Origin of the sequence: Gordonia sp. PS3, assembly GCF_041950545.1 — a bacterium.
In the GTDB taxonomy this organism is placed as follows: Bacteria; Actinomycetota; Actinomycetes; order Mycobacteriales; family Mycobacteriaceae; genus Gordonia; species Gordonia sihwensis.
The window spans coordinates 2,489,621-2,512,525 of sequence record NZ_CP169524.1 but is presented as its reverse complement, the minus strand read 5'-3'; the positions used below and the strand labels follow the sequence as shown (position 1 = coordinate 2,512,525).

Below are 22,905 nucleotides of genomic sequence, written 5' to 3'. Positions count from 1 at the left end.
TCGCTGCTCATGGCTGACAAGACTTTCCGACTCGAGGTCGTCTCGCCGGACTCGGAACTGTACTCCGGCGACGCGACGTTCCTCGTGGCTCAGACCACCGTCGGCGAACTCGGCATTCTCGCGAGCCACGCTCCGATGCTGGCTGAGCTCGCTCCCGGCGGCTGCGTCGTCGTGACCGAGTCCGGTGGAAACCGGACCGCGTTCGCGGTGCAGGGCGGATTCCTGTCGGTGACCGGCGAGTCGGTCACCGTGCTCGCCGAGCACGCGCAGTTCGCCTCCGACATCGATGTCGCCGCCGAGCGCTCGGTGCTGGAGTCGGCCGACGAGGGCAGCGCGGAGTTCCTCCGGGCCAAGTCCCGGGTCCGCGCCGCGGAAGCCGTGGGCTGACCGGGAGACTGCGACATTGCGCGCAGCAGATGTGATTTAGACGACGACAGCCGTCCTGCTCTGCAGGGCGGCTGTCGTCGTCTCAGGAAGGGCTCATCCGCGGTCGTGTATACCTGCATGTGAGGAGGTTGATGCGGTGCCGATGTGGGTATGGGTGATCGTCGGCGTCGTCGTGGCCGGCCTGTTCGTGGCCGCAGGCGTCGTCTACCGGCTGATCGAGGTCCGGCGCGCCGGGACTCCGGTGCTGCTGCGGTCGCTGCCCGCCGACGCCGATCAGGGCTGGCGGCACGGGTCGGTGCAGTACGGCGACGACGCCCTCGCGTACTACCGCCTCAGTTCCCTGCGTCCGGGCCCCACCGTCAGCCTCTCGCGCCGCCGGATCGAGATCGTGGGACGCCGAGCCCCGGTCGGCACCGAACTGGAGATCATGGACGCCGACTTCGCCATCGTCGAGCTGTCGATAGGGCGCTCCGGTGCCGGTGGCCGCTACGAAATCGGCATGAGCCCGGCGGTCTCCACGGCCTTCCAGTCGTGGATCGAGGCGCGTGCCCCGAAGCGGTCCAAGCGGCGTCGTCCGGCCGCCTGATACCGGGCGCGCCCCGCTCCTCACCGCTTCCGGTCGCCTCCCGGAACCCACTTGACGTCGCCGACCCCGGCGCGCACGTTGCTGACCCGTGCCAGGATGAAGAGCAGGTCGGAGAGCCGGTTGAGGTACTTGGCCGGAAGCACGGACGAATCGTCGGGATGTTCGGCGATCGCCGCCCAGGCGGAGCGCTCGGCTCGCCTGGTCACCACCCGCGCCTGGTGCAGAAGCGCCGACAGCCCGGTACCGCCGGGGAGGATGAACGAGTCCAGGGGAGCGAGCTCGGCGCCGAAGGAGTCGCACCAGGCTTCGAGCGCGTCGATGTACTCCGGTTCGATCCGCAGCGGCGGATACTTCGGATCGTCGACGACCGGGGTGGAGAGATCGGCCCCGGCGTCGAAGAGGTCGTTCTGGACCGTGGTCAGGACCTCCGCGATTTCGGGCGGGACGTCCGCGGCGAGCGTGAGAGCGGCTCCGATGGCCGCGTTGGCCTCATCGCAGTCGGCGTACGCGACCACTCGGGAGTCGGTCTTCGGGACTCGTGAGAAGTCGGAGAGACCGGTGGTCCCGTCGTCGCCGGTGCGGGTGTAGATGCGCGTGAGATGGACTGCCATGTCTGTCAACCTACGCGTCCGGCGATAAGCTGTGTGCGTGAGTGATCGCTACTTGGTTACTGGTGGGGCACGGCTGGCGGGAGAGGTGACGGTTGGGGGAGCCAAGAACAGCGTTCTGAAGCTCATGGCGGCGGCACTGCTCGCGGAGGGCCGCACAGTTCTGACCAATGCGCCCGAGATCGCCGACGTCCCGCTGATGGCGGACGTGCTGCGCGGACTCGGCGCCGAGGTGATGATCGACGGCGACGTGGTGGTGATCGACGTGCCCGCCGAGCCCGAGTACCACGCGGACTTCGACGCGGTGAAGCAGTTCCGCGCCTCGGTCTGTGTGCTGGGCCCGCTGATGGCCCGGCGACGCCGGGCGGTGGTGGCCCTGCCGGGCGGTGACGCCATCGGTTCCCGGCCGCTCGACATGCACCAGGCCGGACTGCGCGCGCTGGGGGCACAGAGTGCGATCGAGCACGGCTGCGTGGTCGCCGAGGCCGAGGAACTCACCGGTGCGGCGGTCGCGCTGGAGTTCCCCTCGGTGGGAGCCACCGAGAACATCCTGATGGCGGCCGTGCTCGCCGAGGGCGTCACGACCATCGACAACGCCGCTCGCGAACCGGAGATCGTCGACCTCTGTGAGATGTTGATCCAGATGGGCGCCCGAATCGACGGCGTCGGCTCGCCCACGCTCACTGTCACCGGCGTGCGGTCGCTGAGCCCGACCCGCCACCACGTGGTCGGCGACCGGATCGTCGCCGGAACCTGGGGAGTGGCTGCGGCGATGACCCGCGGCGACATCCGGGTGCGCGGCGTGGACCCTGATCATCTCCGACTCGTGCTGAAGAAGCTCGAAGACGCGGGGTCCACGGTGGAGCGGTTCGACGACGGTTTCCGCGTGGTGCAGGCAGGCCGGCCGGTGGCGGTGAACACCGCGACGCTGCCGTATCCGGGCTACCCGACCGACATGCAGCCGATGGCGATCGGGCTGGCGGCCGTCTCCGAGGGCATGTCGATGATCACCGAGAACGTCTTCGAGGCGCGCTTCCGGTTCGTCGAGGAGATGGTGCGGCTCGGCGCCGACGCCCGCACCGACGGGCACCACGCGGTGATCCGCGGTGTCGAGACGCTTTCGAGCGCGCCGGTGTGGTCGTCCGACATCCGTGCCGGCGTCGGTCTGGTGCTGGCGGGTCTGGTCGCCGACGGCGTCACCGAGGTGCACGACGTGGAGCACATCGACCGCGGGTACCCGAACTTCGAAGAGCAGCTGAGCGCGCTCGGCGGCAAGATCGAGCGCGTCTCCGGCTGAACGCCCCTTCGTCGTTCGCCCTCCTTCAACGCAGAACCTGTCCGAACGGCCAGGTGCGTCTCCCATCCGCTCGGGCTGATCCTCTCGGCGCCGGGTCAGGGCCCCTTGTCGCCATGATGTGACGGGGAACACGCTGGTGGGGACCGTTTCGGCAACGGGGTGCACCGCATCCCGGACAGAAGGAGTTGACCAGCCCATGGCAATCGAGCTGAATCAGATCTGGGACTTCCCGATCAAGGAGTTCCACCCGTTCCCGAAGGCGAAGCTCGGCGTCGGCGCGCACGACATGCTCGGTGTCGAAGCCAAGGAACTCGGCATGACCCGCGTGCTGTTGATGACGACCGGCCTGCGCGGTTCCGGGATCATCGAGGAGCTGACCGGGAAGATCGAGTACCAGGGCGTCGACGTGGTCCTGTTCGACGAGGTGCAGTCGAACCCGAAGGACACCAACGCGATGGACGCCGCGGCTCGCTACCAGTCGGAGAAGTGCGACGGGATCATCTCGGTCGGCGGCGGCTCGAGCCACGATGCGGCGAAGGGCGCGCGAATGGTGATCGCGCACGACGGCCGCAACATCAACGAGTTCGAAGGCTTCTCCAAGGCCACCAATAAGGAGAACCCGAAGCACATCGCGGTCTCGACCACCGCGGGCACGGGTTCGGAGACGTCGTGGGCGTACGTCATCACCGACACCTCCGACATGGACAAGCCGCACAAGTGGGTGGCCTTCGACGACACCTGCCTGGTGGATCTGGCGATGGACGATCCGTTGCTCTACTACTCGTGCCCGCAGGAGTTCACCGCGTACTGCGGTTTCGACGTCCTCGCACACGCCAGTGAGCCGTACGTCTCGCGACTGGACTTCGCGCCCTCGCTGGGGAACGCCAAGTACTCGATCGAGCTGATCGCGAAACACCTGCCCACCGCCGTCTACGACCCCCACAACCTGGAGGCACGGACCGGCATGATGCACGCCCAGTACATCGCGGCCCAGGCGTTCAACTCGGGCGGTCTCGGCCAGATCCACTCGATGTCGCATGCGGTCAGCGCGTACTTCGACCTGCATCACGGACTGAACAACGCGATCGCGTTGCCGCGCGTGTGGGAGTACAACCTGCCGGCGCGGTACGAGCGATTCGCCGAGATCGCGCCGCTGATGGGCGTCGACACCCGCAACATGACGACGGTGCAGGCGGCCGACGCCGCGGTCGAGGCCGCGATCCGGCTGTCGAAGGACCTCGGCATTCCCGACAACTTCGGCTCGGTGCACCCCGACACCTACCAGAAGAACCGGATGAACACGGGCAAGTACGAAGGCCGCGGCTCGTCGATCGACACCTCCGACGAGATAATCCGCACCATCTCCGAGCACATGATGGAGGACTGGTGCACGCCGGCCAATCCGCGCGAATGCACGGTCGAGTCGCAGATTCCGATGATCCGCCACGCGATGACCGGAAGCTACTGATCGCGACGGTCGAGCAGGACGAGGAGATACGTGCCGTGATGGAGACGACGAAGACGAGGAAGCCTGTGCCTGCCGAACCGCGGGACGGCGAACCGATCGCGCAGTTCGAGACGGTCGACGACCTGACCGCGTCGCTGGAGGCGCAGGGTTATCTGATCGAGCCGGACCTCGCGGTGGTGCTGCACCTCGCGACCCTGCTCGACCGTCCGTTGCTGCTGGAGGGCCCGGCCGGCGTCGGGAAGACGGAGCTGGCGAAGGCCCTCGCCGCGGCGTCGGGCCGGGAACTCATCAGGCTCCAGTGCTACGAGGGCCTCGACGACGCGCGGGCGCTGTACGAGTGGGACTACGCACGCCAACTGCTGCACGTGCAGATGCTCCGTGACCGCATCAGCGACGAACTGGCGGCCCACGAGACGCTCTCGGCCGCGTCGTCGGCGCTCGCGCGAACCGACGTCGGCGTGTACACCGAGGACTTCCTGGTGCCGCGTCCGCTCCTCGCGGCCATCATGTCCACGGCGCCGACGGTGCTCTTGGTCGACGAGATCGACCGCACGGACGAGGCGATGGAGGCGGTGATGCTGGAGGTGCTCGCCGAACGCCAGGTGACCGTTCCCGAACTCGGCACCTTCGTCGCGCGGTCGGCGCCGTGGGTGATCCTCACCTCCAACGACACCCGGGAGCTCTCGCCCGCGCTCAAGCGGCGGTGTCTGCACTTCCAGGTGTCGTACCCGACGGCCGAGCGGGAGCAGCGCATCGTGGCGGTGCGGGCGCCCGGGGTGCCCGAGGCGGTGGTCGCCGACGTCGTCGATCTGGCGCGCCGGCTCCGCGAACTCCCGCTCCGCAAGAGTCCGTCGATCGCCGAGGTGATCGACGCGGCGCGGGCCGCGGCACTCCTGGGTGATCGGCGAGCCGGTGACGGCGACCCGGCGTTGATGTCGTTGCTGGTGAAGTTCGGCACCGACCTCGACCAGGTGCGACGGCTCCTCGCGTCCGATCTCGGATCGGGTGCGAAGGCCGGATCGGGGACGGCGGGTTCGGGCGTGACGGGTTCGGGGACCGCCACCGCCTTCGGTGCCGGCCGGGCCCGGTCCGGTGCCGGAGCGCGGCGATGACCGTGCTCGACGGTCTCGCCGTGGCCTTCGGCCACACGCTGCGAGCCCACGGCCTCCCGGCGTCGCCCGCGGAGGTGATCGAGATCCGGCGTGTGATGGACATCGTCGGAGCGGCCGATCTCGATCGCCTCCGGACGGGGCTCCGGTGCGCCAGCGTGAAGTACTCGCACGAGCAGCCGATGTTCGAGCGTGCGTTCGCGACCTACTTCGGTCTCGGCCGGCCCGAGGAGACGGCCGCCGATCGGCCGAAGGTGCGGACCGTCGTCAACGATCTGCCCGACGACGTCGCCTGGGACGAGGACTTCACCGGCGCCGGACGGATGATCGGTGCCGACGAGCACACCGAGGAGATCGGCGATCTGATGATCGACGATCCCGATGCCGCCGAACGGACGGGCGAGAGCTCGCACCGCGAGGACGACGATTTCTCCGTCTCGTCCGGCACCGAGGAACTGCAGGTCGCGACCGAATCGGACAACGTGAGCAGCGGTGCGACGTACACGATCGATGTCGACCACGCCGCTGCCGCGGACGTCGGAGAACTGGTCGCGAGCACCGCGCGCGTCCAGGGCGGCGCGCTGTCGCTGGCCGACGCGGCCAGTCTGCTGCGCGCGCTCGGCGCGGGTGACGGCCGGACGGCGTACGAGCAGGACGGTCCGTGCGACCAGGTCGCCGGGCTCGGCGCCGAACGGCGCGAGGCGCTGGAGGAAGCCCTCGCGCGGTTCGTCGACGCACTGTCGGAGCGGATCGAGACGGTGGCGGCCGATCCGGCCGGGACTGCCGTCGAACACCGCGACCAGGCCGATCTCGATCGGGCCTGTCATCGGCTGGTCCAGCGGATGCGAGGAGCTCCGAGACGGGTTCCCCGACTCGCCGACACCGGCCGTCTGGACATGCGAGCCACCATGCGCGCGGCGATCGCGACCGACGGGATTCCCATCGACCTGTGGCGACGCCGGACCGTGCCCGGGCCGGTGCGACTGTTGGTGATCGTGGACGTCTCCCTATCGGTGCGCCCGGTCGCCGGCTTCATCCTGCGGCTCGCTCAGACCCTGCACCGCTTCGGCGATCGATGCGAGGTGATGGCCTTCGTCGACGATCCGGTGCTCGTGACGCCGGCTCTGCGGGCCGCCGACACCGACGACGCTCTGGCGGCAGTCCTGGCCGCCGACGGTCTCGACCTCGCCGCGACGAGTGACTACGGACGCACCTGGGCCGCCGTGCTCGACCGTTTCGGCGACCTGCTCTCCCGGCGGACCAGCGTGCTGGTGGTCGGGGACGGACGGAGCAACGCCTTCGACCCCCGGGTGGACCTCTTCGCCGAGATCGCGCGCCGCGCTTACCGAGTGGCATGGCTGACGCCGGAACCGTCCCGATACTGGAACCAAACCGGTTGTGCGCTAGGCGATTACGCCGAACACTGTGCCGGTGTAGTGAGTGCGCGCGACGGTGAAGAGATCCTCACCCGGTGCGATGAACTCGGCGCGGCGCTGCGCTGAGCGGGGTAGCGTCACCGGCGAACAGGAGGTGATCGGTGACCGGTGACCGGGCGCCGCGGCGCGCCACCACCAGCGTCGCGAAGTTTCACACGCCGGAGATCGTGCTCGGCCCCGGATCGTTCCCGGAGGCCGCCGTGGCCGTCGCCGGGCTCGGGGTCCGCCGGCCGCTGGTGGTCTCCGACCGCCGCCTGGAGGCCGCGCCCTGGTACGGCGCACTGCTCGACGACCTCCGCGCCCAGGGTCTGAGTCCGGCGTCGTACCTGGACGTGACGCCGAACCCTCGGGCGGGCGAGGTGGCCGACGGCTTCGCCGCGTATCGCGCACACGGTGCCGACGGCCTCATCGCCCTCGGAGGGGGATCGGTGATCGACACGGCCAAGGGCGTCGCCGTGCTCGCGTCGAACGGCGGGGTGATCCTCGAGTTCGAGGGCATCGACCGTGCGGTGCGGCCGCTGCCGCCGCTGGTCGCGGTACCGACCACAGCCGGCAGCGGGGCCGACGTCTCTCAGTTCTGCATCATCAACGATCCCGAGCGGCGGACCAAGGTCACCATCATCGGGCGCACGTTGGTGCCGAATGTGACGGTGATCGATCCGACGCTGCTCACCACCGCACCGCCGGAGGTGACCGCGCAGGCGGGGATGGACACGCTCACCCATTGCGTCGAGGCGTACGTGTCCCTGGCTCACGGCAGGCTCACGGACTCGCTCGCGCTCGAGTCGCTCAGTGGAGTGTGGAACAACCTGGAACGGCTGGTCGACGACCCGCGCGACGCCGGAGCCGGCGAGGAGATGGCGCTGGCGTCGCTGCGGGCCGGTATGGCGTTCACCAACGCGATCCTCGGCGCCGCCCACGCCATGAGCCACCCGGTCGGCGGATACTGCGACGCCCCGCACGGCACCATCAATTCCGTCCTGCTGCCGCACGTCATCCGCTACAACGCCGTGGTGTGCGCGGACGACTTCGTGCAACTCGCCGACGCCGTCGGGCTGGCGACGTCGGGAGACCCGCGGGCCGTGGCCGACCGGCTGGCCGACGCCGTCGCACGGCTCGCGGCGCGGGTCGGCATGCCTGACACGTTGTCGCCCCTCGGCGTGCGGTCCGGTGACCTGGATCTGCTCACCTCACACGCTCTGGCGGATTCGTGCATGATCACCAACCCGCGGCGGCCGGAGGAGGCCGCGATCCTCGACCTGTACCGGCAGGCGATGTGACCGTGCCCGAGAAGGAACCGGATCTCGCCAGCCTCGTCGGCCTGCGCACCGTCAAAGCCGGGCACTACGCGCAGTTCCGGGGCACGGCGGCGCGCCTGAGCCGGGTGATGACCGCGTTGGAGGGGATCTCGAAGGCACTGGTGCAGACCGCCGAGGGGCCCGAGGCACTGGTGGTCGCGGTGGTCGAGACGGTACGAGACCATCTCGGCGCCGACTGGGTGCTGTTCGCGCTGGCCGACGGTCAGTTGGGCAAGACCACCCCGCGGCACCTGATCGCGTCGGGGGACGGGCGGATCATGGCCTTCGAGGGCGTCCGGATCGCGACCGAGCCGACGGATCTGCCCGATCAGGTGCTCAACCGGCTCAACGACGTCCTGCGCGGCGAACGCGATGTCCTTCACGGCCCGATCGTCTCCGAGCATCACATCCATGTGCCGGTCGAATTGGACGGGCGAGTGGTGGGCGGACTGTCGGCGTGGACGCCCGCCGACCGCGACGTCGACCCGGCCGATCTCATGGTTCTACGCATCCTCGCCGGTCAGGCAACTGTGGCGATGGTGAATGCCGCGCTGTTCGCGGAGACCGACCGTCGGGCTGAGGAACTCGCGGAGCGGAACTCGGAACTGCTCCGGACCCAGCGCGAGCTGTCCGCGGCCCAGCGCACCGCACTCTTGGGCGGCGAGCGGGCGCGCATCGCGCGCGAGCTGCACGACTCGGTCGGTCAGTCGGTTCTCTCGGCCGGGCTGCAGATGGAACTGTGCCGCCCGTCGGTGTCGGGTCCGGCAGCCGACCACGTCGACAAGGCGGTCCGGCTCACTCGCGACGCGATGGAGCAGTTGCGGAACGCGATCTACACGCTCGCCGATGCGCGGACACCGGCGCCCAGCATCGCCGAGACCCTCGATGAACTGTGCGCCCTGCACATGCCTGCCGACACACAGACGTCAGTGACCGTCCGTGGGCGGCCGCGCGAGCTCTCCGGCGACCTCCAGCACGCCGTGCTGCGGATCGCGGGGGAGTCCTTGTTCAATGCCGCCGTGCACTCCGAGGCCGAACGGGTGGCCGTCACGTTCGGCTACACCGATGAGCGGGTGACGCTGTGGGTGGACGACGACGGGGTCGGAGATCCCGACGACCTGCGTTCGGTTCTGCGGGCAGCACTGGCCGGAGACCGCGCGGCCGGCCGTCATCGGGGATTGGCGAACATGGCGTCTCGGGCCGAAGAACTCGGCGGGACTCTGCGTATCCGCAGGTCGCGGCTCGGTGGCGTGCGGATCGCCGCCGTGTTGCCGCTCGTTCCGCCGGGTTACGGCGACTCGGCGGAGGAGGAGATCTGATGGGCGCACCGATACGGACGGTCCTGATCGATGATCACGCGTTGCTGCGCGAAGGCCTGCGGTCGTTGCTGGAGCGGGACGACGACGTGGTGGTGGTCGGCGAGGCCGGAACCTTCGACGCCGCGCTGGCCGAGATCGCCCACTGTGCGCCCGATGTGGTCGTGGTGGATCTCAAGCTCACGGCGGGTACCGAATACGAGGGTCTGCGCCTGATCCGGGAGATAGCCAAGCGGAATCCCGGGGTCGCGACTCTGGTGCTCACCACGTTCCTCGACGACGATCTGGTGGTGCGGGCCGTCCGCGCCGGCGCCAAGGGGTACGTGGTCAAGGACGTCGACACCACCGAACTGATCCGCGCCATCCGCACCGTCTCGACGGGCGGAAGCGCCTTCGACCCGCGGAGTGCCGCGATCGTGCTCCGCACCGTGTCCGGTGAGCACGAGGCGCCGGCGGATCTCACCGACCGCGAACGCGAAGTACTCAAGCTGCTGGCGGACGGAAAATCGAACGCCGACATCGGCAGAACGCTGTTCATCTCGGAATCGACGGTGAAGTTCCACATCCGCAATGTGATCCGGAAGCTCGGGGTCTCGAAGCGCACGGACGCGGTGTACGTCGCGAGCAAGCGCGGACTGATCTGATCGCGACCCCGGCGGTGAATGACGGCCGTCTTCGTCTACAGGTCGATGACGAGCCAGCCACCGTGGTCGGCGAAGATCGTCGTGCGGTGCTCACCGACCGCCTGCGCCCACTGCCGGAGGTCGGCCTCGCGGAGCAGCTCGAGGTGGCCGAAGTGGGGACACACTTCATCCTCGTACGGCACCGCGACCACCACGCGACTCCGCGCGACCCGGCAACATTCGGCGATCGCGGTGCAGACATCGTCTGCGGGGAGGTGCTCCAGAAGATGCAGTATCGTCACTGTGTCGAAACTGTCATCAGTGAAAGGCAGGCGGCGAACATCGCCCGGGACGGTCGTCACCGGGAGATTCAGGCTCGACGAGGCGCGGCCGAGGAGGTCCAGGGCGCCCTGGCAGATGTCGGTGGCCGTCACCGCGAATCCGTCGCCGGCGCACTGCAGGGCGAAGAAGCCGAAGCACGAGCCCACCTCGAGGACGGATTCGCCGACGAGAAGGCCGCGAGCGCGGCGATGGATCGGACTGAACGGCACTGAGCCATCACGGAGTTCCCGGACTGAGTTGCGATAGAAGGCGACCCAGGCCTCGTCCGAATCGGCGGTGCACCCGGTGATGAGTTCGACCGCCGCAGCCTCGAACTCCTCCTGGCCGGCGATCGCGCCGGCCGACACCAGCGCGGTGAGTTCGCCGACAACCACCGAATCGCTGATGTCGCGTGGACCGTAGGGGTGCGCCAGCTCGAGCAGATCGCCGGATCGTCGCCACCTCAGCCGACCGGATCCTCGGAAACCGGCGAGTGCCGAGCGGCCGGACACGGTCTCGACGACCAAGCCACGTGTCGGCGCAGATAGAGCGGCTGGGAGTGCGGTGGCGGTGCTCATTCTCCGACGCTAAGACGGTGGCGCCCTCGGGGTAACTGACCCAACGGTCGTGGGAGCTGACCGAAAGTACAGGTCTGCGACCGTCGACCTGCGGAAACCGCCGAATGTTCACTCTCGCGACCTGGCGATTTGACCTTCCGGGCCGCGCTGCGTAACTTATTGCAGGTCAGCGCGTCGGTGCTGGCGAGCGAAATGTCCTTCCGGTCGGTGAGTTGATCTTGCCGGGGTGGTGGGGGTAGAGTAGCGGTCCTGCGTCTGGCGGACTTCCCGTTCTTCTTCAAAGTTCGAGAATGTCGCGGTTGCAGGGAGGATTCCGGTCTGGTAGGCTGGGAAGGTCGCCTCGGAGACGGGGTGGCTGACAGATAATTGCAGATGTCTGCTGGTGTTCGGCCCTTGTTTGTGGGGGTTGGTTCTGGTGGGTGTGTGTTCTTTGAGAACTCGATAGTGTGTTTTGGATTTCTTGTGCCACTATTTTTTGTTTTGTGGCGTGGGAGATTTTTGGACAGATTGTGCTTGCCGGCCCTTTTGGTGGGTTGGTGAGTGTTTTGGATGAATTTTTTACCATGTCAGTTTTTTGGATTTGGTCAGGTTCTGTTTTCTGGCTTTGTGTTGAAATCTTGTGGTTTCTGCATTTTTTGTTGGAGAGTTTGATCCTGGCTCAGGACGAACGCTGGCGGCGTGCTTAACACATGCAAGTCGAACGGAAAGGCCCAGCTTGCTGGGTACTCGAGTGGCGAACGGGTGAGTAACACGTGGGTGATCTGCCCTGGACTCTGGGATAAGCCTGGGAAACTGGGTCTAATACCGGATAGGACCACTGATTGCATGGTTGGTGGTGGAAAGCTTTTGCGGTTCAGGATGGGCCCGCGGCCTATCAGCTTGTTGGTGGGGTAATGGCCTACCAAGGCGACGACGGGTAGCCGACCTGAGAGGGTGATCGGCCACACTGGGACTGAGACACGGCCCAGACTCCTACGGGAGGCAGCAGTGGGGAATATTGCACAATGGGCGCAAGCCTGATGCAGCGACGCCGCGTGAGGGATGACGGCCTTCGGGTTGTAAACCTCTTTCGCTAGGGACGAAGCGTAAGTGACGGTACCTGGAGAAGAAGCACCGGCCAACTACGTGCCAGCAGCCGCGGTAATACGTAGGGTGCGAGCGTTGTCCGGAATTACTGGGCGTAAAGAGCTCGTAGGCGGTTTGTCGCGTCGTCTGTGAAATTCTGCAACTCAATTGCAGGCGTGCAGGCGATACGGGCAGACTTGAGTACTACAGGGGAGACTGGAATTCCTGGTGTAGCGGTGAAATGCGCAGATATCAGGAGGAACACCGGTGGCGAAGGCGGGTCTCTGGGTAGTAACTGACGCTGAGGAGCGAAAGCGTGGGGAGCGAACAGGATTAGATACCCTGGTAGTCCACGCCGTAAACGGTGGGTACTAGGTGTGGGGCTCATTTCACGAGTTCCGTGCCGTAGCTAACGCATTAAGTACCCCGCCTGGGGAGTACGGCCGCAAGGCTAAAACTCAAAGGAATTGACGGGGGCCCGCACAAGCGGCGGAGCATGTGGATTAATTCGATGCAACGCGAAGAACCTTACCTGGGTTTGACATACACCAGAAAGCCGTAGAGATACGGCCCCCCTTGTGGTTGGTGTACAGGTGGTGCATGGCTGTCGTCAGCTCGTGTCGTGAGATGTTGGGTTAAGTCCCGCAACGAGCGCAACCCTTGTCCTGTATTGCCAGCGGGTTATGCCGGGGACTTGCAGGAGACTGCCGGGGTCAACTCGGAGGAAGGTGGGGATGACGTCAAGTCATCATGCCCCTTATGTCCAGGGCTTCACACATGCTACAATGGCGCGTACAGAGGGCTGCGAGACCGTGAGGTGGAGCGAATCCCTTAAAGCGCGTCTCAGTTCGGATTGGGGTCTGCAACTCGACCCCATGAAGTCGGAGTCGCTAGTAATCGCAGATCAGCAACGCTGCGGTGAATACGTTCCCGGGCCTTGTACACACCGCCCGTCACGTCATGAAAGTCGGTAACACCCGAAGCCGGTGGCCTAACCCTTGTGGAGGGAGCTGTCGAAGGTGGGATCGGCGATTGGGACGAAGTCGTAACAAGGTAGCCGTACCGGAAGGTGCGGCTGGATCACCTCCTTTCTAAGGAGCAAACAACACGTCGATGCTGGTGCCGAATGTGTATCGGGTCGGTGTTTGTTCATGGGTGAAACACAAGAAACCATCATTTGTTTGTCGGTGGCCTGCGAGATGCGGGCGGCCGGCGGGTGGTCGACCGTGAGTGATTGCGGTTGTGGACGAAGCACACTATCGGGGTTCTGAGAGAACACGCTGTTGATTCCCTTCGGGGGGTTAATGTTCGGTGTTGTCTTGGTGCTCACTGTTTTCCGCCCCGGAGTGTGGGGTGTTGGGGGTGGTGGGTGTGTGTTGTTTGAGAAGTGCATAGTGGATGCGAGCATCTGGCCCGGCAGCATTTGTTGTTGTTGGGTTTGTGTGTTCTGCAATTTCGATTCTGGTTTGTGCGATCGCGTGTTGTGATCGTTTTTTTGTTTGTTGTCCGCATTCGCGTCTCGCGTGGTTGTCTTCTGCTTTGGTGGGGGATGGTGTGTGGGGTGTGTTTGTGGGTGTTGTTGTAAGTGTTTGAGGGCGTTCGGTGGATGCCTTGGTACCAGGAGCCGATGAAGGACGTGGTAGGCCGCGATAGTCCTCGGGGAGTTGTCAAACGAGCTGTGATCCGAGGGTGTCCGAATGGGGAAACCCAGCACCAGTGATGTGGTGTTACCCACTCGTGAATGTATAGCGGGTGTGGAGGGAACGTGGGGAAGTGAAACATCTCAGTACCCACAGGAAGAGAAAACAAGTGTGATTCCGTGAGTAGTGGCGAGCGAAAGCGGAGGAGGCTAAACCATGCGTATGTGATACTCGGCAGGGGTTGTGCGTGTGGGGTTGTGGGGTGATCGTTCATCGTGCTGCCGTGCGGTGGGTCAGTGATAAATCGACATGTTAGGTGAAGTGGCCTGGAATGGTCTGCCGTAGTGGGTGAGAGTCCCGTAGCTGAAAGCGTGTTGACTGGCTTCGATTGTTCCCAAGTAGCAGCGGGCTCGTGGAATCTGCTGTGAATCTGCCGGGACCACCCGGTAAGCCTAAATACTTTCTGGTGACCGATAGCGGACTAGTACCGTGAGGGAAAGGTGAAAAGTACCCCGGGAGGGGAGTGAAATAGTACCTGAAACCGGACGCTTACAATCCGTCAGAGCCTGCGCACCTTTGGGTGGTGGGTGATGGCGTGCCTTTTGAAGAATGAGCCTGCGAGTTAGTGCTCAGTGGCGAGGTTAACCCGTGTGGGGTAGCCGTAGCGAAAGCGAGTCTGAATAGGGCGTGTGAGTCGCTGGGTCTAGACCCGAAGCGGAGTGATCTACCCATGGCCAGGGTGAAGCAGCTGTAAGAGGTTGTGGAGGCCCGAACCCACTTCAGTTGAAAATGGAGGGGATGAGTTGTGGGTAGGGGTGAAAGGCCAATCAAACTCCGTGATAGCTGGTTCTCCCCGAAATGCATTTAGGTGCAGCGTTGCGTGTTTCTTACTGGAGGTAGAGCTACTGGATGGCCGATGGGCCCTATCAGGTTACTGACGTCAGCCAAACTCCGAATGCCGGTAAGTGAGAGCGTGGCAGTGAGACTGCGGGGGATAAGCTTCGTAGTCGAGAGGGAAACAGCCCAGATCGCCGGCTAAGGCCCCTAAGCGTGTACTAAGTGGAAAAGGATGTGGGGTCGCTGAGACAACCAGGAGGTTGGCTTAGAAGCAGCCACCCTTGAAAGAGTGCGTAATAGCTCACTGGTCAAGTGATTCTGCGCCGACAATTTAGCGGGGCTCAAGTACACCGCCGAAGCCGCGGCACTCACACATTTCATCCATGCCTGCCTGCGGGTGGGTGTGTAGTGGTGTGGGTGGGTAGGGGAGCGTCCTGCATCCGTGGAAGCAGCGGAGTGATCCAGTTGTGGAGGGTGTGGGAGTGAGAATGCAGGCATGAGTAGCGAAAGACAAGTGAGAAACTTGTCCGCCGGATGACCAAGGGTTCCTGGGCCAGGTTAATCCGCCCAGGGTGAGTCGGGACCTAAGGCGAGGCCGACAGGCGTAGTCGATGGACAACGGGTTGATATTCCCGTACCCGTGTATCCGCGCCCAGTGATGAATCATCTGTACTAACCATCCAAAAGCTGTCGTTGATTTCTTCGGATTTCTCTGATGGTGGCTGCGTGGGACCTTGGGTGTAGTAGTCAAGCGATGGGGTGACGCAGGAAGGTAGCCGGGCCAACTGGTGGAATAGTTGGTGTAAGCCTGTAGGGTGAGACATAGGCAAATCCGTGTCTTTTTGAGCCTGAGAGGTGATGCGTAGCCGTTGTGGTGAATTCGGTGATCCTATGCTGTCGAGAAAAGCCTCTAGTGAGTTGGTACACGGCCCGTACCCCAAACCGACACAGGTGGTCAGGTAGAGAATACTAAGGCGATCGAGTGAACTGTGGTTAAGGAACTCGGCAAATTGCCCCCGTAACTTCGGGAGAAGGGGGACCACGACCGGTGATCACTTTTTCGGTGTGAGCTGGTGGTGGTCGCAGAGACCAGAGAGAAGCGACTGTTTACTAAAAACACAGGTCCGTGCGAAGTCGTAAGACGATGTATACGGACTGACGCCTGCCCGGTGCTGGAAGGTTAAGAGGACCGGTTAATCATCTTTCGGGGTGGTGAAGCTGAGAATTTAAGCCCCAGTAAACGGCGGTGGTAACTATAACCATCCTAAGGTAGCGAAATTCCTTGTCGGGTAAGTTCCGACCTGCACGAATGGCGTAACGACTTCTCTGCTGTCTCAACCACAGGCTCGGCGAAATTGCAGTACGAGTAAAGATGCTCGTTACGCGCGGCAGGACGAAAAGACCCCGGGACCTTCACTATAGCTTGGTATTGGTGTTCGGTGCGGTTTGTGTAGGATAGGTGGGAGACTGTGAAGCCGGCACGCTAGTGTGGGTGGAGTCGTTGTTGAAATACCACTCTGATCGTATTGGGCTTCTAACCTCGGACCCTGATCGGGTTCAGGGACAGTGCCTGGTGGGTAGTTTAACTGGGGCGGTTGCCTCCTAAAGTGTAACGGAGGCGCCCAAAGGTTCCCTCAGCCTGGATGGCAATCAGGTGTTGAGTGTAAGTGCACAAGGGAGCTTGACTGTGAGACGTACATGTCGAGCAGGGACGAAAGTCGGGACTAGTGATCCGGCACCGGCGTGTGGAAGCGGTGTCGCTCAACGGATAAAAGGTACCCCGGGGATAACAGGCTGATCTTCCCCAAGAGTCCATATCGACGGGATGGTTTGGCACCTCGATGTCGGCTCGTCGCATCCTGGGGCTGGAGTAGGTCCCAAGGGTTGGGCTGTTCGCCCATTAAAGCGGCACGCGAGCTGGGTTTAGAACGTCGTGAGACAGTTCGGTCTCTATCCGCCGCGCGCGTGTAGAAACTTGAGGAAACCTGTCCCTAGTACGAGAGGACCGGGACGGACGAACCTCTGGTGTGCCAGTTGTTCCGCCAGGAGCACTGCTGGTTAGCTACGTTCGGAAGGGATAACCGCTGAAAGCATCTAAGCGGGAAGCCTGTTCCAAGATGAGGTTTCTCACCCACCTTCGGGTGGGGTAAGGCCCCCTACAGATGATGGGGTTGATAGGCCGGAACTGTACGCACAGTAATGTGTTCAGGTGACCGGTACTAATCGGCCGAGGACTTACCAACAACACTCACCAACAATTCTTTTTCGGATTCAACGAATCACGAGGTTGTGTGAGTCGGTTTCGGTGATTGTTACACGCACACAGAATGTTTGCTCGTTCATCCACTATGTACTTCTGAAACAACACACAAACCACAACCCTGGTGAGGGATTGTGGTGTGGATGGTTTCATATTGTTACGGCGGCTATAGCGGTGGGGAAACGCCCGGTCCCATTCCGAACCCGGAAGCTAAGCCCACCTGCGCCGATGGTACTGCACTGTAATGGGTGTGGGAGAGTAGGACACCGCCGAACACAACTTGTTGAGCCCCGATCAGACACCGTCTGATCGGGGCTCAACCCATTTCCCGGGACGTGCCCCCCCGGCCGGCGGGTGGTGTCTGGGGTATGGCGCGCCTGACGGACCGCGAACGCGCACTCTTCAGGCTGGTTGAGCGAGCGAAGCGAGTCGAAACCACCACACGACGGGCAGGCTGGTCTCGATACGGCGTGCTCGCTACGCTCACCCGCCTACTCGACAAACCTCGAGGGTCGGAGAGCGCTTCCGGCAGGCTGGTTGAGGGAGCACCCTCTTAGGCTGGTTGAGCGAGCGAAGCGAGTCGAAACCACCACACGACGGGCAGAGTCGTCTCGATACGGCGGGCTCGCTACGCTCACACGCCTACTCGACAAACCTCGGGCGACGTTCTTTCCAGGTTGGTTGAGCGCGCACCCCTCTTAGGCTGGTTGAGCGAGCGAAGCGAGTCGAAACCACCACACGGCAGGAGAGTGGTCTCGATACGGCGTGCTCGCTACGCTCGCTCGCCTACTCGACAAACCTCGGGCGACGTTCTTTCCGGGTTGGTTGAGCGCGCACCCCTCTTTGGCTGGTTGAGCGAGCGAAGCGAGTCGAAACCACGACACGGCAGGAGAGTGGTCTCGATACGGCGTGCTCGCTACGCTCGCTCGCCTACTCGACAAACCTCGGGCGACGTTCTTTCCAGGTTGGTTGAGCGCGCACCCCTCTTAGGCTGGTTGAGCGAGCGGAGCGAGTCGAAACCACCGCACGGGGGTGCACATTGGTCTCGATACGCCTACTCGACGAACCTCGGGACGAGGGGCAGGTTGAGCGAGCGGAGGGTGTCGAAACGGCTCGTGACTCGATACGGCTCGGCAAGGCTGTTCGGGTGCGTCGGGGGTCTCCACTACACTCGCTGAGGTGCGTCTTGTGATTGCCGATTGCCAGGTCGACTATGTTGGTCGGCTCACCGCCCATCTGCCGATGTCGAAGCGGCTGATCTTGATCAAGTCCGACGGGTCGGTCAGCATTCACGCCGACGACCGAGCCTACAAGCCGTTGAACTGGATGAGCCCGCCGTGCTGGCTCGTCGAGGAGCCGGCGGCAGACGGAGCCGACGGTGTCGACTCGGTCTGGGTGGTCGAGAACAAGGCGGGGGAGCAGCTGCGGATCAGCATCGCGGCATTCCATCACGACAGCAGCCACGAACTCGGGCTCGACCCGGGACTGGTGAAGGACGGTGTGGAGGCACACCTCCAGGAACTGCTGGCCGAGCACATCGAGACGCTCGGTGCCGGCTACACGCTCATCCGTCGCGAGTACATGACCGCGATCGGGCCGGTGGACATCCTCTGCCGAGACGCGGATGGCCACACCGTCGCTGTGGAGATCAAGCGACGCGGCGAGATCGACGGTGTGGAGCAGCTGACGCGGTATCTGGATCTGCTCAACCGCGATGCGACGATCGCACCGGTCAGCGGAGTGTTCGCGGCACAGGCGATCAAGCCTCAGGCCAAGACTCTGGCCAACGATCGGGGGATCCGGTGCGTGACGCTCGACTACGACAAGCTGCGCGGCACCGAGGACAACGAGTTCAAGCTGTTCTGACGGTCAGGCCGTGACCTGATCGCCCTTCGGTGAGTCCTCCTTACGCGCCGGACCGCCGTAGCGCTCGTCACCGTGATCGTCGTCGTATTCCGCGTCGACGGCGTCGAGCACATCGGTCTTCTCGGCCGGCGGGGTGGAGGCGTCGTCCTGCGGGGTGAATCGATCCCTCCCGAGCAGCGTGCGGTTGAGGAGTTCGAGGTCGTCGGTCTCGGTGAGAGAGACCAGATCCCGCTCCTCGTCCGACAGTTCGAGGGCGCCGGGGAGGTTGGTGATGTGCTCGCGGAGAGCGTCGAGGTGGTCGAGGATCTGCTTGTGTGCATCGTGGGCCGATTCCGCCAGCTCACGAGAGCGTGCGAGGCGGTTCATCGCGACGTTGTGCGCGGCCCCGCGCAGGCGTGCGGCGTCCTCCTCGGCGGCGGCGATGATCTCCCGGGCCCGTTCCCGTGCGGCCTCGAGATCCCGCTTGGACTGTGCTTCGCGTTCCCGCGCGGCCTCGTCGATCTCGGCGGCTCGCTCCTCGGCTTCGGTGATCTTCGCGTCGGCGTGCTCCTGCGCGAGTTCCTTCGTCCGGGTGGCGGCCGCTGCCGCGGACGCACGGATGTCCTCGGCCTCCTGGCGGGCGACGGACAGCGTCTCGTCGGCCTCGTCCTTGGCGTTGGCACGGACTTCGCTGGCCTCGTCGGTGGCCAACTGCAGCATGCGGGAGACGCGCTCGGTCATCCCCGCGACCGTCGTCGGCGGGACGGAGAGAGTGTTCACCTCGTCCTGGAGCTCGCGGATGCGGTGACGGGCGTCGTCGAGATGCGCCTGGAGTTCGTCCGCGCTGGCATGAGCGGAGTCACGATCGGCGGCCATCATGCGCAATTCGGCTTCGAGCCGCCGAAGGTGATCGGTGACCTGGTCGCGGTCGTATCCGCGCATCACGATGGGGAAGGGGCTCTGACGATGTCCAGGGGCTGACATGATGCCAGTCTAGGTCCGATCGGCGTCCGAATTCAGTATCGAATGCGGGGTGTTGCGAGCGAGCTTGCACAGCGCGGGCGGTCGGCACGGGGCCGACCGCCCGCTCGGCGACGAGAATGCGGTCGTGATCAGTGACCGGCGGCCGGTTCCACCAGCTCGAGGAGAACCCCGCCCGCGTCCTTCGGATGGACGAAGTTGATGCGCGAGTCGGCGGTTCCGCGCTTGGGCTGCGGGTAGAGCAGTCGCACTCCCGCCGAGGTCAGACGCTTGGCGACCTCGTCCAGGTCGGTGACGCGGACGGCCATCTGCTGCATTCCCGGTCCGTTGCGGTCGATGAACTTGGCGATGGTCGACTCCTCGTTGAGCGGCATGAGGAGCTGGATCAAGGTGTCGCCGTTCTCGGGGCCGATCATCGCTTCGCGGACGCCCTGCTCTTCGTTCACCTCCTCGTGCTGGTTCGCGAAGCCGAAGTTGTCGAGCCACCAGGCGGCTGCGGCGTCGAGATCCGGGACCGCGAGGCCGACATGGTCGATCGCTGTCACGAGATCGCCGATCGAGGTCAGAGGGCCTCCGTTGGTGGTGTTTGTCACGTCGTTCGATGGGGAGTTGGTCATGCCATAACGGTAGCGTTGTTTGCAGACGGGGTCGCCATCGCGGCTGCCCCGAGCAGTACCGCAGCGACGGCGTGTGCCGCCGTGACGACCGCTGCCCCCACCGCCAAGGAGCTGATACATGTCCGACAACACCACAGTGATCGTTTCCGGCGCGCGCACCGCTCAGGGACGCCTGCAGGGATCGCTGAAGAACTTCTCCGCCGTCGATCTCGGCGCGGTCGCGGTCAAGGGCGCGCTCGAGCGCGGCAACGTGGACCCGTCGCATGTCCAGTACGTGATCATGGGACAGGTCCTCACCGCCGGAGCCGGCCAGATGCCGGCCCGGCAGACCGCAGTCAAGGCGGGCATCGGCTGGGACGTCCCGGCGCTCTCGATCAACAAGATGTGCCTGTCGGGAATCGACGCCATCGCGCTCGCCGATCAGCTGATCCGCGCGGGCGAGTTCGACTGCGTGGTCGCCGGCGGCCAGGAGTCGATGACCCAGGCCCCGCATGTGCTGCCCGGCAGCCGCTCGGGATTCAAGTACGGCAACACCGAACTGGTCGACCACATGGCGTTCGACGGACTGCACGACGTCTTCACCGATCAGCCGATGGGTGCGCTGACCGAGCAGGGCAACGACACCGACGGCTTCAGCCGTGAGGAGCAGGACGCCTTCGCCGCGCGCAGCCATCGGCTGGCCGCTGAGGCGATCGCCAAGGGCGTCTTCGCCGACGAGATCGTTCCGGTCGAGATCCCGCAGCGCAAGGGTGACCCTATCCTGTTCAACGAGGACGAGGGTGTGCGCGCCGACACCACCGTGGAGACCCTCGCGGGTCTGCGTCCGGCGTTCCGCAAGGGTGGCACGATCACGGCGGGCAACTCCTCGCAGATCTCCGACGGAGCCGCGGCCGTGGTCGTGATGAGCAAGGCGAAGGCCGAGGAGCTCGGACTCGAATGGATCGCCGAGATCGGCGCCCACGGTGTGGTCGCCGGCCCGGACTCGTCGCTGCAGCAGCAGCCCGCCAACGCGATCGTCAAGGCCTGCGAGCGCGAGGGCATCACCCCCGCCGATCTCGACCTGATCGAGATCAACGAGGCCTTCGCGGCCGTCGGCCTGGCGTCGACCCGCGCGCTGGGCGTCGACCCGGAGAAGGTCAACGTCAACGGCGGCGGAATCGCGCTCGGTCACCCGATCGGTACCTCGGGCGCACGTATCACGCTTCACCTGGCTCTCGAGCTCGCCCGTCGCGGCGGCGGGGTCGGCGTGGCGGCGCTGTGCGGCGCCGGCGGCCAGGGCGATGCGCTCATCGTCCGAGTCCCGAAGGCGTGAGTGGGATGGGCAACGTGTTCGACGTCTCGACCCCGGCCAAGCGTTTCCGGCTGATCGCCGTCATCGAGGCGATCACCTGGGGCCTGCTCTTGATCAGCATGGGGGTCAAGTACGGAGCCGGAATCGATGCGGCGACGATGGTCCCCGGCGCGCTCCATGGTGTGGCGTTCGTCGTCTACCTGATCATCACCGTGCTCACCGCGCGGTCGTTGAAGTGGAACCTCAAGGTTCTGGCGCTGGCACTCGTCGCCTCGATCCCGCCGTTCTTCACGGTGTGGTTCGAGCAGTGGGCCAGTAAGAACGGTCATCTGGGCGAACTGTCCGACTCGACGTTCAGTGAGTCCGCCGATCGTGACACACTGAAGGTGTGACCAGACCTTCTCGACGCAATGAACCGGCGAACGCCGCCATCGCGATGGCGGGTGCCGTAGATCTGTCAGTTCTCAAGGAGCGGGCCGAGGCGCAGCGGGCAGCTGCGTCCCGGCCCGCTTCTGACTCTCGCCCCGGCGCCGTCGTCCTCGATGTGACCGAACTCGACTTCGAGACGGAGATCGTCGAACGCTCCACCCGGCAGCTGGTGGTGGTGGACCTGTGGGCCTCGTGGTCGGAACCGAGCACGCAGCTGTCCCCGGTGCTGGCGCGCCTGGCCGAGGCAGCCGGCGGCCGGTGGGCACTCGCGCGGGTCGATGTCGACACGAGCCCGCGGATCGCACAGGCCTTCGGTGCTCAGTCGGTGCCGACGGTGATCGCACTGATCGGCGGTCGGCCGGTCGCGATGTTCGAGGGGCCGCAGCCAGAGGAGCAGATCCGCGGATGGATCGACGAGATCTTCGCGAAGGCCGGACATCTGCTTCCGGAGACCCCGGCGACGGCATCCGACGACGAGCCCGAGCAGGATCCGCGCATGGCGGCCGCCGAGGAGTTGATGAACTCCGGCGACCTCGACGGGGCGCTGGCCGCCTATCGCGCGATCGCCGAACTCGAGCCGGACAACGTCGAGGCGAAGTCCGTGGTCCGCAACCTCGAGTTCGTCACCCGCGCGCAGGCCCACGACCCCGAGATCGTCAACACCGCCGCGCCCGGAGACGTGGACGCTCAGCTCGCCGCAGCCGACGTGCTGCTGCTCGGTCAGCGGCCGGAGGCCGCGTTCGATCGGATCATCGAGCTGGTGAAGGTGACGCGCGACGACGACCGCACCCGGGCGCGCGCCCGGCTCCTCGAGCTGTTCGAGCTCTTCGACCCCGCCGAGCCCTTCGTCACGGCAGCGCGCCGGAAGCTGGCGACAGCGCTGTACTGACACAGCGCTGTACTGACGCCTCCG

Annotated in this window: 17 protein-coding genes and 3 rRNA genes; 16 read left to right on the top strand and 4 right to left on the bottom strand. The window is 64.9% G+C overall.

Annotated features, from left to right (window positions below; all coding sequences use genetic code 11):
* Nucleotides 1-9: 9 nt before the first annotated feature.
* Nucleotides 10-387, top strand: a complete 378-nt coding sequence (locus tag ACE11G_RS11635; RefSeq protein WP_006896397.1) for a F0F1 ATP synthase subunit epsilon — start codon at nt 10-12, stop codon at nt 385-387.
* A 136-nt stretch (nt 388-523) separates the two neighbouring features.
* On the top strand, nt 524-973 hold the full coding sequence (locus ACE11G_RS11630) for a DUF2550 domain-containing protein (protein WP_006896396.1): 450 nt from the start codon (nt 524-526) through the stop codon (nt 971-973).
* 20 nt (nt 974-993) lie between these two features.
* On the opposite strand, the gene ACE11G_RS11625 is transcribed toward ACE11G_RS11630, so the two are convergent.
* Nucleotides 994-1,584: a cob(I)yrinic acid a,c-diamide adenosyltransferase gene (locus ACE11G_RS11625; RefSeq protein WP_375002242.1), complete on the bottom strand. Its 591-nt coding sequence runs from the start codon at nt 1,582-1,584 to the stop codon at nt 994-996.
* Nucleotides 1,585-1,621: 37 nt separating this feature from the next.
* Between ACE11G_RS11625 and murA the strand changes: the two genes are divergently transcribed.
* The 7 genes from murA to ACE11G_RS11590 all read left to right on the top strand — a co-directional run bounded on the left by murA (nt 1,622) and on the right by ACE11G_RS11590 (nt 10,149).
* The gene (murA, locus tag ACE11G_RS11620; RefSeq protein ID WP_006896394.1) at nt 1,622-2,878 is read left to right on the top strand and encodes a UDP-N-acetylglucosamine 1-carboxyvinyltransferase; all 1,257 of its coding nucleotides are present in this window, start codon (nt 1,622-1,624) and stop codon (nt 2,876-2,878) included.
* A gap of 196 nt (nt 2,879-3,074) precedes the next feature.
* Nucleotides 3,075-4,346 carry an NDMA-dependent methanol dehydrogenase gene (mdo, locus tag ACE11G_RS11615; protein WP_375002239.1) on the top strand — a complete coding sequence of 424 codons (1,272 nt, stop codon included), beginning with the start codon at nt 3,075-3,077 and terminating at the stop codon, nt 4,344-4,346.
* A 65-nt stretch (nt 4,347-4,411) separates the two neighbouring features.
* Nucleotides 4,412-5,458: a MoxR family ATPase gene (locus ACE11G_RS11610; RefSeq protein WP_006896392.1), complete on the top strand. Its 1,047-nt coding sequence runs from the start codon at nt 4,412-4,414 to the stop codon at nt 5,456-5,458.
* Nucleotides 5,455-6,957: a VWA domain-containing protein gene (locus ACE11G_RS11605; protein WP_375002236.1), complete on the top strand. Its 1,503-nt coding sequence runs from the start codon at nt 5,455-5,457 to the stop codon at nt 6,955-6,957. Before ACE11G_RS11610 ends, ACE11G_RS11605 begins: the two co-directional genes overlap by 4 nt.
* A 35-nt stretch (nt 6,958-6,992) precedes the next feature.
* A complete protein-coding gene (locus ACE11G_RS11600) occupies nt 6,993-8,171 on the top strand; it encodes an iron-containing alcohol dehydrogenase (RefSeq protein WP_346075714.1) in 1,179 nt (392 codons plus the stop codon).
* 2 nt (nt 8,172-8,173) lie between these two features.
* On the top strand, nt 8,174-9,508 hold the full coding sequence (locus ACE11G_RS11595) for a histidine kinase (protein ID WP_375004142.1): 1,335 nt from the start codon (nt 8,174-8,176) through the stop codon (nt 9,506-9,508).
* Nucleotides 9,508-10,149: a response regulator transcription factor gene (locus ACE11G_RS11590; protein WP_006896388.1), complete on the top strand. Its 642-nt coding sequence runs from the start codon at nt 9,508-9,510 to the stop codon at nt 10,147-10,149. Before ACE11G_RS11595 ends, ACE11G_RS11590 begins: the two co-directional genes overlap by 1 nt.
* Nucleotides 10,150-10,184: 35 nt before the next feature.
* On the opposite strand, the gene mftM is transcribed toward ACE11G_RS11590, so the two are convergent.
* Nucleotides 10,185-11,027: a mycofactocin oligosaccharide methyltransferase MftM gene (gene mftM / locus ACE11G_RS11585; RefSeq protein ID WP_278126865.1), complete on the bottom strand. Its 843-nt coding sequence runs from the start codon at nt 11,025-11,027 to the stop codon at nt 10,185-10,187.
* A 635-nt stretch (nt 11,028-11,662) separates the two neighbouring features.
* On the opposite strand from mftM, the gene ACE11G_RS11580 reads away from it, so the two are divergent.
* The 4 genes from ACE11G_RS11580 to nucS all read left to right on the top strand — a co-directional run bounded on the left by ACE11G_RS11580 (nt 11,663) and on the right by nucS (nt 18,695).
* Nucleotides 11,663-13,183, top strand: a 16S ribosomal RNA gene (locus tag ACE11G_RS11580).
* 488 nt (nt 13,184-13,671) lie between these two features.
* A 23S ribosomal RNA gene (locus tag ACE11G_RS11575) occupies nt 13,672-16,812 on the top strand.
* Between the two features lie 175 nt (nt 16,813-16,987).
* A 5S ribosomal RNA gene (gene rrf, locus ACE11G_RS11570) occupies nt 16,988-17,104 on the top strand.
* The 16S, 23S and 5S rRNA genes sit together here, the layout of an rRNA operon.
* A 904-nt stretch (nt 17,105-18,008) precedes the next feature.
* Nucleotides 18,009-18,695 carry an endonuclease NucS gene (nucS, locus tag ACE11G_RS11565; RefSeq protein ID WP_375002233.1) on the top strand — a complete coding sequence of 229 codons (687 nt, stop codon included), beginning with the start codon at nt 18,009-18,011 and terminating at the stop codon, nt 18,693-18,695.
* Between the two features lie 3 nt (nt 18,696-18,698).
* Here nucS and ACE11G_RS11560 read toward each other — a convergent pair whose 3' ends face one another.
* Both ACE11G_RS11560 and mce read right to left on the bottom strand, forming a co-directional pair.
* A complete protein-coding gene (locus tag ACE11G_RS11560; RefSeq protein WP_006898212.1) occupies nt 18,699-19,658 on the bottom strand; it encodes a hypothetical protein in 960 nt (319 codons plus the stop codon).
* 128 nt (nt 19,659-19,786) lie between these two features.
* A complete protein-coding gene (gene mce, locus ACE11G_RS11555; RefSeq protein ID WP_346077641.1) occupies nt 19,787-20,272 on the bottom strand; it encodes a methylmalonyl-CoA epimerase in 486 nt (161 codons plus the stop codon).
* A 118-nt stretch (nt 20,273-20,390) separates the two neighbouring features.
* Here mce and ACE11G_RS11550 point away from each other — a divergent pair, with 118 nt between their 5' ends.
* Genes ACE11G_RS11550 through ACE11G_RS11540 form a run of 3 tightly spaced genes read left to right on the top strand, consistent with a single transcriptional unit; the run spans nt 20,391 to nt 22,881 of the window.
* Complete coding sequence (locus ACE11G_RS11550; protein WP_006898214.1) at nt 20,391-21,584, top strand: acetyl-CoA C-acetyltransferase; 1,194 nt, start codon at nt 20,391-20,393, stop codon at nt 21,582-21,584.
* Between the two features lie 5 nt (nt 21,585-21,589).
* On the top strand, nt 21,590-21,955 hold the full coding sequence (locus ACE11G_RS11545; RefSeq protein ID WP_006898215.1) for a DUF3817 domain-containing protein: 366 nt from the start codon (nt 21,590-21,592) through the stop codon (nt 21,953-21,955).
* Nucleotides 21,956-21,999: 44 nt separating this feature from the next.
* Nucleotides 22,000-22,881 (top strand): tetratricopeptide repeat protein, encoded by an 882-nt coding sequence (locus ACE11G_RS11540; protein WP_062367951.1) that lies wholly within the window; start codon nt 22,000-22,002, stop codon nt 22,879-22,881.
* The last annotated feature ends 24 nt before the right edge of the window (nt 22,882-22,905 follow it).

What these genes read in the sequence shown, in the direction of transcription:
- ACE11G_RS11635 (WP_006896397.1), top strand. Translation starts at nt 10, where the DNA reads ATGGCTGACAAGACTTTCCGACTCGAGGTCGTCTCGCCGGACTCGGAA.
- ACE11G_RS11625 (WP_375002242.1), bottom strand. Translation starts at nt 1,584, where the DNA reads ATGGCAGTCCATCTCACGCGCATCTACACCCGCACCGGCGACGACGGG.
- mdo (WP_375002239.1), top strand. Translation starts at nt 3,075, where the DNA reads ATGGCAATCGAGCTGAATCAGATCTGGGACTTCCCGATCAAGGAGTTC.
- ACE11G_RS11605 (WP_375002236.1), top strand. Translation starts at nt 5,455, where the DNA reads ATGACCGTGCTCGACGGTCTCGCCGTGGCCTTCGGCCACACGCTGCGA.
- ACE11G_RS11590 (WP_006896388.1), top strand. Translation starts at nt 9,508, where the DNA reads ATGGGCGCACCGATACGGACGGTCCTGATCGATGATCACGCGTTGCTG.
- mftM (WP_278126865.1), bottom strand. Translation starts at nt 11,027, where the DNA reads ATGAGCACCGCCACCGCACTCCCAGCCGCTCTATCTGCGCCGACACGT.
- ACE11G_RS11560 (WP_006898212.1), bottom strand. Translation starts at nt 19,658, where the DNA reads ATGTCAGCCCCTGGACATCGTCAGAGCCCCTTCCCCATCGTGATGCGC.
- mce (WP_346077641.1), bottom strand. Translation starts at nt 20,272, where the DNA reads ATGACCAACTCCCCATCGAACGACGTGACAAACACCACCAACGGAGGC.
- ACE11G_RS11550 (WP_006898214.1), top strand. Translation starts at nt 20,391, where the DNA reads ATGTCCGACAACACCACAGTGATCGTTTCCGGCGCGCGCACCGCTCAG.
- ACE11G_RS11545 (WP_006898215.1), top strand. Translation starts at nt 21,590, where the DNA reads ATGGGCAACGTGTTCGACGTCTCGACCCCGGCCAAGCGTTTCCGGCTG.
- ACE11G_RS11540 (WP_062367951.1), top strand. Translation starts at nt 22,000, where the DNA reads ATGGCGGGTGCCGTAGATCTGTCAGTTCTCAAGGAGCGGGCCGAGGCG.